Here is a 14,364-nt window from a genome sequence, read left to right as displayed (position 1 = left end):
ATTAACCAGACCAATAGAGAGAGATAATATGTTTGGTAAAGGTGGTATGGGCAACATGATGAAGCAGGCGCAGCAAATGCAAGAGCGCATGCAGAAGATGCAAGAAGAAATTGCCAATATGGAAGTCACTGGTGAATCTGGTGCTGGCCTGGTAAAAATAACCATTACCGGCAGCCACAGTGTTCGCCGCGTCGAGCTGGATGACAGCTTGATGGAAGATGACAAAGACATGCTGGAAGATTTGATCGCAGCTGCGTTTAATGACGCAGCCCGCCGTGTCGAAGATGCTCAGAAAGAAAAAATGGCTGGTGTTACCGGTGGCATGAACTTGCCGGCTGGCTTTAAGATGCCATTTTAATCAATGCGCACCAGTCAATTACTGGAACAATTAATGGAGGCCTTACGTTGCTTGCCTGGGGTTGGCCCCAAGTCAGCGCAGCGGATGGCCTTCAATTTGTTGCAACGAAATCGTCAGGGTGGTCTGCAACTTGCGGATGCCCTTACCAAAGCAATGACGGAAATCGGCCACTGTAAAGATTGCCGTACTTTTACCGAAGACGATATCTGCGCGGTTTGTGCCAACCCCCGACGTCAGGAAAATGGCTTGATCTGTGTTGTCGAAACGCCAGCAGATATTGTTGCCGTTGAGGCGACCGGACAGTTTTCGGGACGCTATTTTGTGCTAATGGGGCACTTGTCGCCGTTAGACGGTATAGGCCCTTCAGATATCGGTTTAGATGTACTTGAGTTTCGTCTGCAAAAAGAACGGATTGTTGAGTTGATCCTGGCGACGAACCCGACAGTTGAAGGTGAAGCGACGGCACATTACATTGCTGAGTTATGTAATGAGTATGGCGTGACGGCAACCCGAATTGCTCACGGTGTTCCGGTTGGTGGTGAATTAGAGCTGGTGGACGGTACCACGCTGTCTCACTCTATCGCGGGTCGCCATAAGTTATATTAAGGCAGCCTGTGAGTATAAGTACCAATCGCCAGAGTGATTCTGACGGTTGGTATTTTTTTATCTGAAAGATCGCTGATAAATATAAAAAAAGGAGCTTTGGCTCCTTTTTTGTTCTTTGGCCTCAGGTGCTCCCTGACCGCTTACTGAGTATAAATTATAATGAATGAAGAATACTCGACCCGTAAGTCAGGCTGGTTAACAGCATTGATTTTTCATTAAGTATATCAATGCGACGGCTCTTCTGTGCATCCATCCGGAATATCTTCTTCACAGTGGTTAGATCTTGTTTCTGAAAGTCTTCATTATGACCTGAAGTGATGTCTTTAAATTCGACGGGCTCTGTCAGCAAGTAACCACCACTGACATCCCATTTACCTGATTCGGAAATATGCAGTATCAGCGGTTGATCAGTGGCACTGAACAGTTTTATCTGGGTAATGCGTGAATACATTTTATTCGGCAGATAAACCATATGGCTGGCTTGCTCGATACGACGCAGCATACCGAGTTGGTCCAGTTGGGTCTTTTCGATTCGGCTCACGGTATTCGATTGCCATTCACGCGAGATTAACAGCCGCTCTTGCTTGTAGTCGCTCGAGTAATACAGCCAAGTACTGAAAATGGCAGAGCAGGCTAAAACAATAAACGGCCAGAAGCGTTTTAATCGTGCCGGTATTTGCGCGGGTTTACGTTTTATCGACATAAGTTGGAATTATCCTCTTGGCTTGTCAGCAAGCGAAGCGTAACGTTTTCATCCGGAACTGCTGTATCGTGAATGTAGTTGAGCCAAAGTTGATTATTTTGGCCGCCAGTTACAATGACTTTAACCGGCCGAATCTTATCTTGATGATATCCGAGATAAGCATGAACACAGCTGGCAATTATCGGCTGCCAATCTGAAAGCACAGGGTGATTTTTCGGTGTTAAGACTTGCACGCCTTCGACATCAAAAAGAGGTTCAAAAGCGGCTGATTTAGGCGGAAAGCCCATGTTGACCAGCAGTGGTAACAGGAACGCAACAACGAGAGCCAGCCGGGCCCAAAGCCCCATTTTTTCTGACAATTGAACGGGGTTAGCGGCACTCTTTTGACCGTCAGGGCTGGTCGTTGTCTTCGCACTATCTTGCAGCTGAGCATGCTCAGAGTCCGATAATGCTGCCTGTGCTGTTGGCTGCTCACTGAAAGTCTCATGCAAAACTGTGGCGGGTATGTGTTGGTACTCATTTACAACGGCTATCATCTGATAGCCCCGTTTTGGTACAGTTTTAATGAACCCCGGAGATTTTGTAGAATCTTTCAAAGCCTTACGCAACGTAGATATTGCCTGTGTCAGGCTGGAGTCGTCAACTTCAAAGCCTTGTTCTCGCCAAACGTATTCATGTAAGCGCGTGCGGGTAATGATCGCTCCCGGCTCTTCAATCAACAGACTTAAGGCTCTGCTCTCATTGCTGCCAAGGCGTGTCAGTGCATTATTTTCATGTTGATCAATCAGGCTGTTGTCGTAAGGGTCAAAAAGGAAGCGTTGCCCGATCAGGAGCTTGGTGGGTATCTTATGCATTTTTTGCCCCGGAGATATAATTCAGACATCTGTATACCATGTTTCGCTGAACATAATCTGAATGTAAAAAAATGAAAAATCGAACTGAAAAAAAGTAAAGCATGTGAAAGCCATTTTATAGCTTGAAAACCAATCCAATGACCACATATATGTAAGGAATTACGTAAAATGATTACTTTGGAGTTTAGATGAGCGAACAAGAGCTACATAAAAATAAGGAAACCCGTGGTTTTCAATCGGAAGTGAAACAGCTTCTGCATCTGATGATTCACTCTTTATATTCAAATAAAGAGATTTTTTTACGTGAATTGATTTCCAATGCCTCAGATGCTGCCGATAAGCTTCGGTTCCGTGTACTTTCTCAACCTGATCTCTACGAAAATGATGCAGATATCGGGGTTAAATTGTCTTTCAATGCAGAGGCCGGCACGTTAACCATCAGTGATAATGGCATCGGCATGACGCGTGACGATGTGATCGAGCATTTGGGTACCATTGCAAAATCTGGTACGAAAGACTTCTTTGCCAAGCTAAGTGAAGATCAGTCTAAAGAATCACAATTAATCGGCCAGTTCGGTGTGGGTTTCTATTCCGCCTTTATTGTTGCAGATTCTGTTACCGTTAACACACGTGCAGCGGGCGTACCTGCCGATCAAGCCGTTAGCTGGCACTCTGCTGGCGAGGGTGATTACACGGTTGAAGACATTACTAAAGCCGGCCGTGGTACCGAGATCATTCTTCATCTTCGTGATGATGAAAAAGAATTTTTAGATGAACACCGTCTGCGCAGCATTATTGGTAAGTATTCTGATCATATTGGTATTCCTGTTCATATTCAGACGACTGAATATGATGAGGAAGGTAAGCCAACTGGGGTCAAGTGGGAACAGATCAATAAAGCGCAGGCCCTGTGGACGCGAAATAAGTCGGATATCACAGACGAAGAATATAATGAATTCTATAAGCATGTGTCTCACGACTTTGCTGAGCCGCTAAGCTGGAGCCACAACCGCGTTGAAGGCACCCAGGATTACACCAGCCTGCTTTATATTCCGTCTAAAGCGCCGTGGGACATGAATAACCGCGATAGCAAGCACGGCCTTAAGCTGTATGTTCAGCGAGTCTTCATTATGGATGACGCGCAGCAGTTCATGCCGAGCTACTTACGCTTCATGCGTGGCTTGATTGATTCCAATGATTTACCGCTGAATGTATCCCGTGAAATTCTTCAGGACAACAAAGTAACTCAGGCCCTGCGTAAGGCATGCACTAAGCGTGCCCTGACGATGCTTGAGCGCCTGGCAAAGAATGACGAAGAGAAATACCAGACATTCTGGACGGAATTTGGTCAGGTACTGAAAGAAGGCCCGGTGGAAGACTTCTCTAATCGTGAAAAGATTGCCAACTTACTGCGTTTCAGCTCTACGCATAACGATACCGCCGAGCAGAATGTCTCACTGGCGGCGTATGTAGAACGCATGAAAGAAGGCCAGGATAAAATTTATTTCCTGACGGCAGATAGCTTTACTGCTGCGAAGAACAGCCCCCACCTGGAACAATTCCGTTCGAAAGGCTTAGAAGTGATCCTTATGTACGACCGTATCGATGAGTGGTTGATGGGTCATCTGGCGGATTTCGACGGTAAGCCATTCCAGGCGATTACTAAAGCGGATCTTGATCTGTCTAAGTTTGAAAACGAAGAAGAAAAAGAGAAGCACAAAGAAACTGAAGAAGAGTTCAAGTCGGTCGTTGAGCGAGCTAAAGGGTATTTGGGCGAACGCGTTAAAGATGTGCGCGCAACGTTTAAGTTACACGATACCCCGGCTGTTGTGGTAACTGATGAGAACGAGATGGGTACACAAATGGCGAAATTGCTAGCGGCCGCTGGCCACGATGCGCCTGAAGTGAAGTACATCTTTGAATTGAACCCGGAGCACGCACTGGTTAAGCAAATGGCAGATGAAGCAGATGAAGAAACCTTCGGACGCTGGGTTGAACTACTGCTGGGTCAGGCAATGCTGGCCGAACGAGGTTCAATGGAAGATCCATCACAGTTTGTTGCCGCAGTGAACAAGCTTCTGACTAAGGCCTAATCGTTTTTAATCTTAGTCGCCATTCATATGGCGATAAGTAATGTGATATCAAAGAGTATTCTGATAAAGCATGTAATCAAGCCCGGCCATGGTACCGGGCTTGCGACAGCTGGCTAATCAGTGTATTTTGCATGTTTTTGAGAAGCGACGATTTTTGATAAATTCAGCTTATTTTTGAGAGAGGATCACGATGCGCATCATTCTTCTGGGCGCTCCAGGTGCAGGTAAAGGTACACAGGCACAATTCATCATGGAGAAATTTGGCATTCCTCAGATTTCTACCGGTGACATGCTACGTGCAGCGATCAAAGCAGGTACTGAGCTAGGTAAACAAGCAAAATCAGTCATCGATGCTGGTCAGTTGGTGTCTGACGATATCATTCTTGGTCTGGTTAAAGAGCGTATTGCCCAAGACGATTGTGCAAAAGGTTTTCTACTAGATGGTTTCCCTCGCACTATTCCTCAGGCTGACGGCCTGAAGGAAAATGGCGTTGCTGTTGATTACGTTATCGAATTTGATGTGGCTGACGATGTTATCGTTGAGCGTATGACGGGTCGTCGTGCTCATCTGGCATCTGGTCGTACTTATCATGTTGTTTACAACCCGCCGAAGGTTGAAGGCAAAGATGACGAAACAGGTGAAGATCTTGTTGTTCGTGAAGACGACAAAGCGGAAACAGTTCTAGCACGTCTAGGCGTTTATCATGAGCAGACTGCTCCGCTGATCGCTTACTACGGTAAAGAGGCTGAAGCTGGTAACACTAAGTACATCAAAATCGATGGTACTCAGGACGTTGCAGCTGTTAGTGCCGAGCTAGAAAAAAAACTTGCTTAATTATTGGTAGTTTCTACCAATAAAAAAACGGGCGATACCTCTTGGTATCGCCCGTTTTTATATATGGTGAAATGATCGACTTGTTTTATCTAACGTATTAATACCAAATACATTAATTAGAAGTCACACATGTGGCAGTAATCTTTTAATTAGGCCTTTAGTGTTAATCGCTTAGTGGTAACATAAGCTTTTTCAGATTACATAAGTACTCAGTAGGTGGGAATGACTATTAATAAATATGGTGTGCTACTCGTTAACCTTGGTACCCCAGACGAAGCAACCCCTTCCGCGGTCAAACGTTTTTTATCTGAATTTTTACATGATCAACGTGTTGTCGATATGACCCGCTGGCTGTGGTGCCCCATTTTACATGGCGTGATATTGCCTATTCGCGCGCCCAAAGTCGCTAAATTATACCAAGCGGTCTGGATGGATGAGGGATCACCGCTGATGGTCTATTCCCGCCGTCAGCAGCAACAATTAGCTCAGCGTCTTGATGTTCCTGTTGCATTGGGCATGACATATGGCCAGCCAGATATTAAATCGGCTTTGCAAGAGTTGAAACAACAGGGGTGTCAGAAAGTACTGGTGTTACCGCTATACCCTCAATACTCGCGCACGACGACGGCGGCGGTGTTTGATAAAATCGCTAAGGTATTGAAAGAAAAGCCCGAGATTCCAGAGCTTCGCTTTGTTAACCATTACTTTGATCATCCGGATTATATTGATGCGTTGGCTAGGTCGGTCAATGAACTGTGGGCGGAAAAAGGTGAGCCTGATTATCTGCTCTGTTCTTATCACGGTATTCCGAAGCGCTATGCCGATAATGGTGACCCATACCCGGAGCACTGTAATGGTACCACGGCGAAGCTGACGGAAAAGTTAGCACTGAGCCGTGACAAGATGAGCATGAGCTATCAGTCGATCTTTGGTCGTGAAGAATGGCTACAGCCATACACCGATAAAACCATTGAAGCACTGGCGAAAAAAGGCGTTAAGCGTTTGGATGTAATATGTCCGGCGTTCTCTGTCGATTGTTTAGAAACATTAGAAGAGATTGCTGAAGAGTGTAAAGCAGCGTTTATCGAAGCCGGAGGCGAGGAGTTTAATTTAATTCCATGCCTGAATGATAGCCCGGCCCATATTGATATGATGGTCAGTTTAGTCGAACAGCATAGCCAAGGTTGGTAGCCATACCTCGAGCTGGTTTGGGTATTAACTGTATTAAAAAGTTTCCTGTTGAAGCGAGAAAGCTCTCACAAACTGCGAGAGCTTTTCCTTTTTTGTTCTATATTCTGTGATAGAATCCGCAAAAATTCACAACTGACAGCTCATTCCCATGAAATTTCCAGGCCAACGTAAATCAAAGCATTACTTTCCTGTACATGCGCGTGATCCACTTATTAGTCAAACTAAACCAGAAAAGCGTCTGACACGCGCCCACGTGGTGGGTATTGATCAGACCTTGGTTGATATTGAAGCGTATGTGGGTGATGAATTCCTGGAGCGCTATGAGCTGAGTAAAGGCCACTCATTGGTCATTACGGATGATAAAGCGGAAGCACTTTATCAAGAGTTAAAAGAAAACGATTTGATCACCCACGAGTTTGCGGGCGGCACGATTGGTAACACTTTGCATAACTATTCTGTACTGGCCGATGATAAATCGGTGCTGTTAGGCGTCATGAGCAAAGATATTGAAATTGGCAGCTATGCCTACCGCTATCTTTGCAACACCTCAAGCCGTATGGATATGAATTACCTGCAGGCCGTTGATGGTGCGATAGGTCGCTGTTTTGCTCTGATTTCCAAAGATGGTGAGCGTACCTTCGCAATTAATGAAGGCCGCATGAACCAACTGCATCCTGATAGTATCTCGGAAGATATTTTCAAACGTGCGTCGGCGCTGGTATTAACGGCTTATCTGGTACGTTGTAAAGACGGCGATCCGATGCCTGATGCTACCATGCGTGCTATTGAATATGCGAAGAAATACGATGTGCCAGTTGTTCTGACATTAGGCACCAAGTTTGTGATTGCTGACGATCCGCAGTGGTGGCGTGATTTCTTACGCGATCATGTCACGGTGGTTGCGATGAATGAAGATGAAGCCGAAGCACTGACGGGCGAGTCAGATCCATTGCTCGCGTCAGATAAAACACTGGAATGGGTTGATTTAGTACTGTGTACCGCCGGTCCTATTGGGTTATATACCGCAGGCTATACTGAGGAATCAGCGAAGCGTGAAACGAGTTTGCCTCTGCTGCCTGGTGACATTCCTGAATTCAACCGCTATGAGTTCAGCCGTCCGATGGTTAAGTCCGGTTGTGAGAATCCAATTAAGGTGTACTCACACATTGCACCATACATGGGTGGCCCAGAGCGTATTAAGAATACCAATGGTGCCGGTGATGGCGCACTGTCAGCCGTACTGCATGATATGTCGGCGAACCGTTATCACAAAGACAACGTGCCGAATTCCAGCAAGCATCAGCATAACTTCCTGACCTATTCATCGTTTTCACAGGTTTGTCTGTACGCAAACCGTGTGAGCTATGAAGTACTGGCTCAGCACTCGCCGCGTTTATCTCGTGGTTTACCAGAGCGCGAAGACAGCCTGGAAGAAGCATACTGGGAAAGATAAGAGCGGATCCTAGGAAGAGCAGGTTCTAGGTCCTAGGAAAAGCAACGTAGTATTCCAAATAAAAAAAACCGCCGTAGTTGGCGGTTTTTTATTTCCTCAAGGCTGCGAGTCTCTTTTCTCGAAACGCGCACCTGATAACTCTACTCTATTTTTTAATAGGCTTCGTTGTGCACGGCTGCAATGGCGCGGCCAGATGGATCGGCACTGTTTTTAAAGCTTTCATCCCATTCAATAGCTTTAGCACTTGAGCACGCAATCGACGGGCCGCCAGGTACACATTTCGCAGCATCCTCCAGAGGGAAAAGCTCTTCGAAGATTTCACGGTACGCATACCCCTCTTTCGTGGTTGGCGTATTGTACGGGAAGCGGAAACTAGCTGTTTCCAGTTGCTTATCCGTAATTTTTGCTTCTGCCACTTCTTTTAGCGTATCAATCCAGCTGTAGCCTACGCCATCAGAGAACTGCTCTTTTTGACGCCATGCAACAGATTCTGGCAGGTAATGGCCAAAACATTCCCGGATGATGTGTTTCTCCATTTTGCCATTGCCGCACATTTTATCTTCAGGGTTTAAACGCATAGCGACTTCTAGGAAATCTTTATCCAGGAACGGTACTCGCGCTTCAATGCCCCAGGCCGCCATCGACTTGTTGGCCCGCGCGCAGTCAAACATATTCAGCGCAAGGAGTTTACGTACCGTCTCTTCGTGGAACTCCCTGGCGTTAGGCGCTTTATGGAAGTACAGGTAACCGCCAAATATTTCGTCAGCCCCTTCACCTGATAACACCATCTTGATCCCCATCGCACGGATCTTACGCGCCATCAGGTACATTGGCGTTGAGGCGCGAATGGTGGTCACGTCGTAGGTTTCGATGTGGTAAATCACGTCACGGATCGCATCCAGTCCTTCCTGAACGGTGTATTTCAGTTCATGGTGAACAGTACCGATGCTGTCCGCCACGACTTTGGCGGCCTTTAGATCCGGTGCGCCTTCAAGACCAATGGCAAATGAGTGCAGGGTAGGCCACCAGGCCTGTGACTGCTCATTATCTTCAATACGGCGTGCCGCAAATTTCTTGGTGATAGCTGAAATAACGGAAGAATCGAGACCGCCTGATAATAGAACGCCGTAGGGTACATCGGTCATTAACTGGCGTTTTACCGCACTTTCCATTGCGTTTATCAGGGCGACTTTGTCTGTTTTTGCCTCAGCAACCGTGTCATATTCCATCCAGTCACGTTTGTAGTAACGCACTGGTTCGCCTTTTTTACTCCACAGAAAGTGGCCCGGAGGAAATTCGGTGATGGATTTACAGACTGGTACCAAAGCTTTCATTTCAGAGGCTATATAGTAGTTACCGTGCTCATCGTAGCCTTGATACAGAGGAATGATACCAATATGGTCACGACCAATCAGGTAAGCATCTTGTTCTGCATCGTAGAGAATAAAACCAAAAATACCGTTCAGATAATCAAGCAGCTCAGGGCCTTTTTCTTTATAAAGTGCAAGAATGATTTCGCAATCTGACTCGGTTTGGAATGGGTAATCCGATGCAAACTCGGCACTCAGCTCTTTGTGGTTGTAGATTTCACCATTAACGGCCAAAGCGTGGGTTTTGTCTTGGTTGTAAAGTGGTTGCTCACCGCTATTCAGGTCAACGATAGCAAGACGCTCGTGGACTAAAATCGCTTTTTCTGATGAATAGATCCCAGACCAGTCAGGGCCTCGGTGACGCATTTTTTTTGACATTTCCAGTGCTGTAGCACGCAGTGCTGCTGGATCACTTTTAATGTCTAAGATACCGAATACTGAACACATACTTTCCACTCCAACCTTAATATTTTTGGTGCAATCCCTAATTCTTTCGAGGGAGTTGAGTTTTAGTGGCGAGTTTCTAGTTTCTAGTTTCTAGTTTCTAGTCACTCGCCTCTCGCTTCACCCCTTGCTTGTTTGTTAAAATTGCGTATTCGGTAACTAAATGCAATAAAAAACCCTCAATCAATTAAAGAAAAGACTAGTTGGTGAATAGTATTCGTTTATCCTTTATTTTTCCGAATGCGGTCTATTTGTTGGCGTTTTTTGACCGTAAAAACAAACGGCAGCCTTGGCTGCCGTTTGTTGAGCCAGATATACGAGCTATTGAATACAGGAATTAAATTTGCTTGATATCAGGTGTTAAGATTTTACAAACATGGCGTGCAAAACCGCTTCCGGCTTCATTATAGATATTAAAAGCCGCATCAACCCCCAGCTCATAGAGCAGCTCTTCATCATCATCGTATTTGGCGATGGCTGCTATTTTACCCTTATAGTCGCGCAGGTGAATTTGCTCCAGGGCAAAGGTGTTGGCCTGGCTGTGTGGCATGGCAAGTAAAACCAATTTGACACGATGATTAGCCATCACTCTAGCCCAGAAATCAGGGTCGGTTGCATCACCATGGATCACGTTACGACCTTCAGTCCGGTGGCCTTCAACAGAGTCTTCGCGAGTATCGATACCAATCACCTGTTTCCCATAACGCAGGACCAGTTCGTCATAGGCTCCGCTGCCGATTCGCCCCATCCCTAAAATTAAAATATTGGCATCACCCAGGTCGATCAACTTATCACTGGCATTCAGTTTTGCCGGTTCATATTCTTTTAGCCATTTTGCGGCTTCTGTATAGAGTTTGTGGCCCATGCTGTTGAGTGGTGCGGAAATTAAAAAGGAGAGTGAAACCGATATGGCAATTGCAACCAACAGACTGCCGGGCAGCCAGCCTAGTTTATAGGCCATTCCACCGACAATAAGACCGAACTCACTGTAGTTAAACAGGGTGAGTGTGCCAAGTAATGAGGTGCGGACGCGATAACGGCTCAGGCTGAAAATAAGATAATAAAGGAGCCCTTTGATCGGAAGCAGCAAAAGCAGCACAACCGCCATTAGGAAGCCATCAAGCGTCGGTTCTTCTGCTAAACCAATGTTGAGGAAGAAGCAGACCAGCAACAGCTCTTTAAGATTAAAGAGAGTCTTGGACATCTCTGAGGCTTTAGGGTGTGCGGCCAGTAGCATGCCGAGAATGAGGGCGCCAAGATCAGCCTTGATACCGACCAGTTCAAATAAGCCAGCCCCGGCAACCAAAGCCAGGAAGATGGCATACAGAACCAGCATTTCACCGTGTCCCGCCTTGTCAAGGATCCTGAACAATAATGGCCGCAGTAGGGGCAGGGCAAACAGGCCTAATGCGGTGATATCCGGTATTTTCCCCATTGAGACTGTCAGGAAGACAACGGCAAAGATATCCTGCATGACCAGAATACCAATAGCTAAGGTACCGTAGGTGGCGTTAAGTTCCCCCTTCTCTTGCAGGGCTTTAATGGCAAAGACCGTACTGGAAAAAGACAAGGCAAAGCCGAGCAGGACAAGTTGCGCGATGTCGAGATCGGTGAGCATACCAAGGCCAAGTTGTTTTAAACCGAGCAATGACAAGGTAAACAGGGCGGTTGAGAGTAGGTTGTGAATCGTCGCCCCGCCCCATATTTCTTTAGCTAACAAGGTCTTAACGTCTAATTTCAGACCGATGGTAAACAGTAGAAGGGTGACACCCAGATCTGCCAATGTCGTGAGGGTTTCGGTCGAATGAAAGCCAGCACTATTGAGGGCAAAACCAGCAACCAGAAAACCGACTAAAGGGGGAAGTTTACATCGCAGTGCGATGAAACCAGCCAGAAAAGCGGCAATGATGAAGACGAGTTCCATAGCTGAAGTGACAATCCTTAGTGAGTGAAACGGGCGCTCAATATAGCACAAGGGGGATGTGTCTGTCTGACCCATCCCCCGATAAAGTGTTATAAATTAGGCTGCTACAAGACAACTTATGGCCCTGAATTAGTCTTCAAGCATACGCTGCAGTAATACGCCGTTTAACATCGCACGTTTAATCATCGAAAAAGCGCCAATGGTTGGCTGACCATAAAGTTCCGATGCGACAATCGGTAGATCTTTGTGGAACGTGGAAAGAGACTGGGTTTCGACACACCGTCGAATTGCTGGGAAAACAATGTCTTGTGCCAGGGTAATATTGCCCGCCACAACAATTTTTTGTGGATTAAATAAGTTGATGGTCATAGCCAGCGCTTTACCTAACTGGTTGCCCACTTTTATTAATGCCTGAGTGGCCAGTTCGTCACCTTTGTTTGCGGCTTCGCAGATCACGGGCATCGTGAGATCTTCCAATTCCTGTAAGCTGCTCGGGTAGCCTTGATTAAGTAACGTCTGTACGTGCTTAATAACGGCTGGATCGGCGGCGACGGTTTCCAAACAGCCGAAGTTGCCGCATTGGCATTTATCACCTAGAGGATCAATCTGGATGTGACCAATTTCACCGACATTACGGTTATAGCCCAGGAATACCTGGCCATTAACAATAATGCCGGCACCGGTACCATGATGCATACTGATTAAAATCGAGTCTTCGCAATCCCGGCTGGAGCCAAAATAGTGCTCGGCCAGCGCCAGGCCACGGATATCGTTGCCAAGAAAACAAGATACGCCAAATTTGTCTCGGATAATTTCCGCCAGCGGAAAATGATCAACCTCGATATTGGGCATGTACTCGACAATCCCTTTCTCAGGATCAATCAGACCTGGCAGGGTAATACCAAATGCGACCAGCTCTCTCATGACACTCTGGTTATCTGAGATAAATTTACGAATGTGACCAAGTAAACCCTCGGTCAGCTCTTGCTGGGTGGAGTAGGTGAACGGATCTGCTGCGCCTGCAACATATTTTCCGCTCAGATCATAGAGGGTTATTTCGATGTAATTACGTCCGAGACGGATCGCAATGGAATGAAAAGGTGCTGACTCGGTTGTCAGCGATATGGCACGTCTACCACCGGTAGATGCTTGCTGCGCGACTTCTTTTATTAGCCCGCGCTCAAGCAATTGGCGGGTGATTTTAGTAACACTTGCCGGAGCAAGATGACTCACGTCTGCAACCTGAATTCGTGAAATAGGGCCTTGCAAGTCTATTAGTCTGTAAACAGCAGCACTGTTAAGCTGTTTAACTAGATCTACATTACCAATTTGTCCGCCTGTCATATGTTCTGCTCGTATTCACCGTTAACAACAGTCGCCTGAACGTTATAGTCACGATCAAAAATAGCAAGGTTTGCAACCATGCCTTTTTTGATGGCCCCCAGTTTTTTCTCAACACTAATTGCGCGTGCCGGATAAAGAGTTGCCATACGAATCGCTTCGTCCAGGGCGATACCTGCATGCTCGACACTGTTTTGAACCGCTTCAATCATGGTAAGCGCCGAGCCACCAAGTGTGCCATTTTCGTCCACACACTTGCCATCCCGATAATATACTTTCTTACCGACAAAAATAAAGTGATCCATGTCTGCTCCTGCAGGTGCAGTTGCATCAGTCACTAAAACAAGTTTTTCGCCTTTCATGCGATGTGCCATGCGAATATTGGCATAATCAACGTGGAAACCATCGGCAATAATGCCGGCATAGACATCTGGCGTGTCATAGATTGCGCCAACCATCCCCGGTTCACGCCCGGCGATGGGTGTCATGGCATTGAACAGGTGAGTCGCAAAGCTGATACCTGCAGCAAAACCCTTACGAGCTTCTTTATAAGATGCATTGGTGTGGCCTGCTGAAACAACAATACCGGCTTCAACCAGCTGTTCAATATGTTCTTGAGCGTTTTGTTCTGGGGCAAGAGTTACTTTGGTCACGATGTCTGCGTTTTCACAGATGGTTTGGATCATTGCATCATCAGAACGACGGATGTGGTCAACGCTGTGAATACCTTTCTTCATCACATTCAGGTAAGGGCCTTCAAGGTGTAAACCCAGTGAATGGTTCTGATACCGGCTGTGATATTCGCGAGCTGCGGCGATGACCGTTTTCATATCTTCATCAGACGAGGTGATCAGAGTCGGCAGAAAGCTCGTGCAACCAGATTTCAGATTGGCACGGTGCATGGTATGAATAGTGTCGGCATTGATTTTGTCATTTAGCATCACACCGCCACAACCATTTAGCTGCAGGTCGATGAAACCAGGGGTCAGGTTAGCCCCTTTAAGATCAACAGATTTGATATTTTTGGGCAGATCAGCTACCGGGAAAACAGCGTGAATGTTCACGCCGTCGATCATGACGGCGTGGTTATCCAGCACATCGCTACCGGTAAAAATACGGCAATTGGTAAGCGCGTACATGAACATTTCCTTTTATGTTAAAGGTTATTGTAACGATTCACCTTCTTGCTATC

12 protein-coding genes are annotated in these 14,364 nt (G+C 46.5%); 6 read left to right on the top strand and 6 right to left on the bottom strand.

Features of this window, described 5'->3' with window-relative positions:
• The first annotated feature begins 28 nt into the window (after positions 1-28).
• Positions 29-358, top strand: a complete 330-nt coding sequence (locus AC2204_RS12875) for a YbaB/EbfC family nucleoid-associated protein (protein ID WP_318926010.1) — start codon at positions 29-31, stop codon at positions 356-358.
• Between the two features lie 3 nt (positions 359-361).
• Positions 362-964 carry a recombination mediator RecR gene (recR, locus tag AC2204_RS12870; RefSeq protein ID WP_318926009.1) on the top strand — a complete coding sequence of 201 codons (603 nt, stop codon included), beginning with the start codon at positions 362-364 and terminating at the stop codon, positions 962-964.
• A 154-nt stretch (positions 965-1,118) separates the two neighbouring features.
• Here recR and AC2204_RS12865 read toward each other — a convergent pair whose 3' ends face one another.
• On the bottom strand, positions 1,119-1,667 hold the full coding sequence (locus AC2204_RS12865) for a regulatory protein ToxS (protein WP_318926008.1): 549 nt from the start codon (positions 1,665-1,667) through the stop codon (positions 1,119-1,121).
• Complete coding sequence (locus AC2204_RS12860) at positions 1,658-2,521, bottom strand: winged helix-turn-helix domain-containing protein (protein WP_318926007.1); 864 nt, start codon at positions 2,519-2,521, stop codon at positions 1,658-1,660. Before AC2204_RS12860 ends, AC2204_RS12865 begins: the two co-directional genes overlap by 10 nt.
• 188 nt (positions 2,522-2,709) lie before the next feature.
• Between AC2204_RS12860 and htpG the strand changes: the two genes are divergently transcribed.
• The 4 genes from htpG to AC2204_RS12840 all read left to right on the top strand — a co-directional run bounded on the left by htpG (position 2,710) and on the right by AC2204_RS12840 (position 8,093).
• On the top strand, positions 2,710-4,614 hold the full coding sequence (htpG, locus tag AC2204_RS12855; RefSeq protein ID WP_318926005.1) for a molecular chaperone HtpG: 1,905 nt from the start codon (positions 2,710-2,712) through the stop codon (positions 4,612-4,614).
• 190 nt (positions 4,615-4,804) lie between these two features.
• A complete protein-coding gene (gene adk, locus AC2204_RS12850; protein ID WP_318926003.1) occupies positions 4,805-5,449 on the top strand; it encodes an adenylate kinase in 645 nt (214 codons plus the stop codon).
• A gap of 222 nt (positions 5,450-5,671) precedes the next feature.
• Positions 5,672-6,640, top strand: a complete 969-nt coding sequence (hemH, locus tag AC2204_RS12845; protein WP_318926002.1) for a ferrochelatase — start codon at positions 5,672-5,674, stop codon at positions 6,638-6,640.
• Between the two features lie 148 nt (positions 6,641-6,788).
• A complete protein-coding gene (locus AC2204_RS12840) occupies positions 6,789-8,093 on the top strand; it encodes an inosine/guanosine kinase (protein WP_318926000.1) in 1,305 nt (434 codons plus the stop codon).
• 152 nt (positions 8,094-8,245) lie between these two features.
• Here the strand turns inward: AC2204_RS12840 and asnB are convergent, their stop codons facing one another.
• The 4 genes from asnB to nagA all read right to left on the bottom strand — a co-directional run bounded on the left by asnB (position 8,246) and on the right by nagA (position 14,311).
• Positions 8,246-9,910: an asparagine synthase B gene (gene asnB / locus AC2204_RS12835; RefSeq protein WP_318925999.1), complete on the bottom strand. Its 1,665-nt coding sequence runs from the start codon at positions 9,908-9,910 to the stop codon at positions 8,246-8,248.
• Between the two features lie 334 nt (positions 9,911-10,244).
• A complete protein-coding gene (locus AC2204_RS12830) occupies positions 10,245-11,831 on the bottom strand; it encodes a cation:proton antiporter family protein (protein WP_318925998.1) in 1,587 nt (528 codons plus the stop codon).
• A 129-nt stretch (positions 11,832-11,960) separates the two neighbouring features.
• Entirely contained in the window at positions 11,961-13,175 is a 1,215-nt protein-coding gene (gene nagC / locus AC2204_RS12825) for a DNA-binding transcriptional regulator NagC (protein ID WP_318925996.1), read from the bottom strand.
• Positions 13,172-14,311 (bottom strand): N-acetylglucosamine-6-phosphate deacetylase, encoded by a 1,140-nt coding sequence (gene nagA / locus AC2204_RS12820; protein WP_318925995.1) that lies wholly within the window; start codon positions 14,309-14,311, stop codon positions 13,172-13,174. The genes nagC and nagA overlap by 4 nt, the downstream gene beginning before the upstream one ends.
• Positions 14,312-14,364: the final 53 nt, after the last annotated feature.

The organism is Photobacterium sp. (assembly GCF_057456235.1).
Note: the sequence above shows the minus strand (reverse complement) of the source record. Positions and strands in the feature narration are given on the sequence as shown.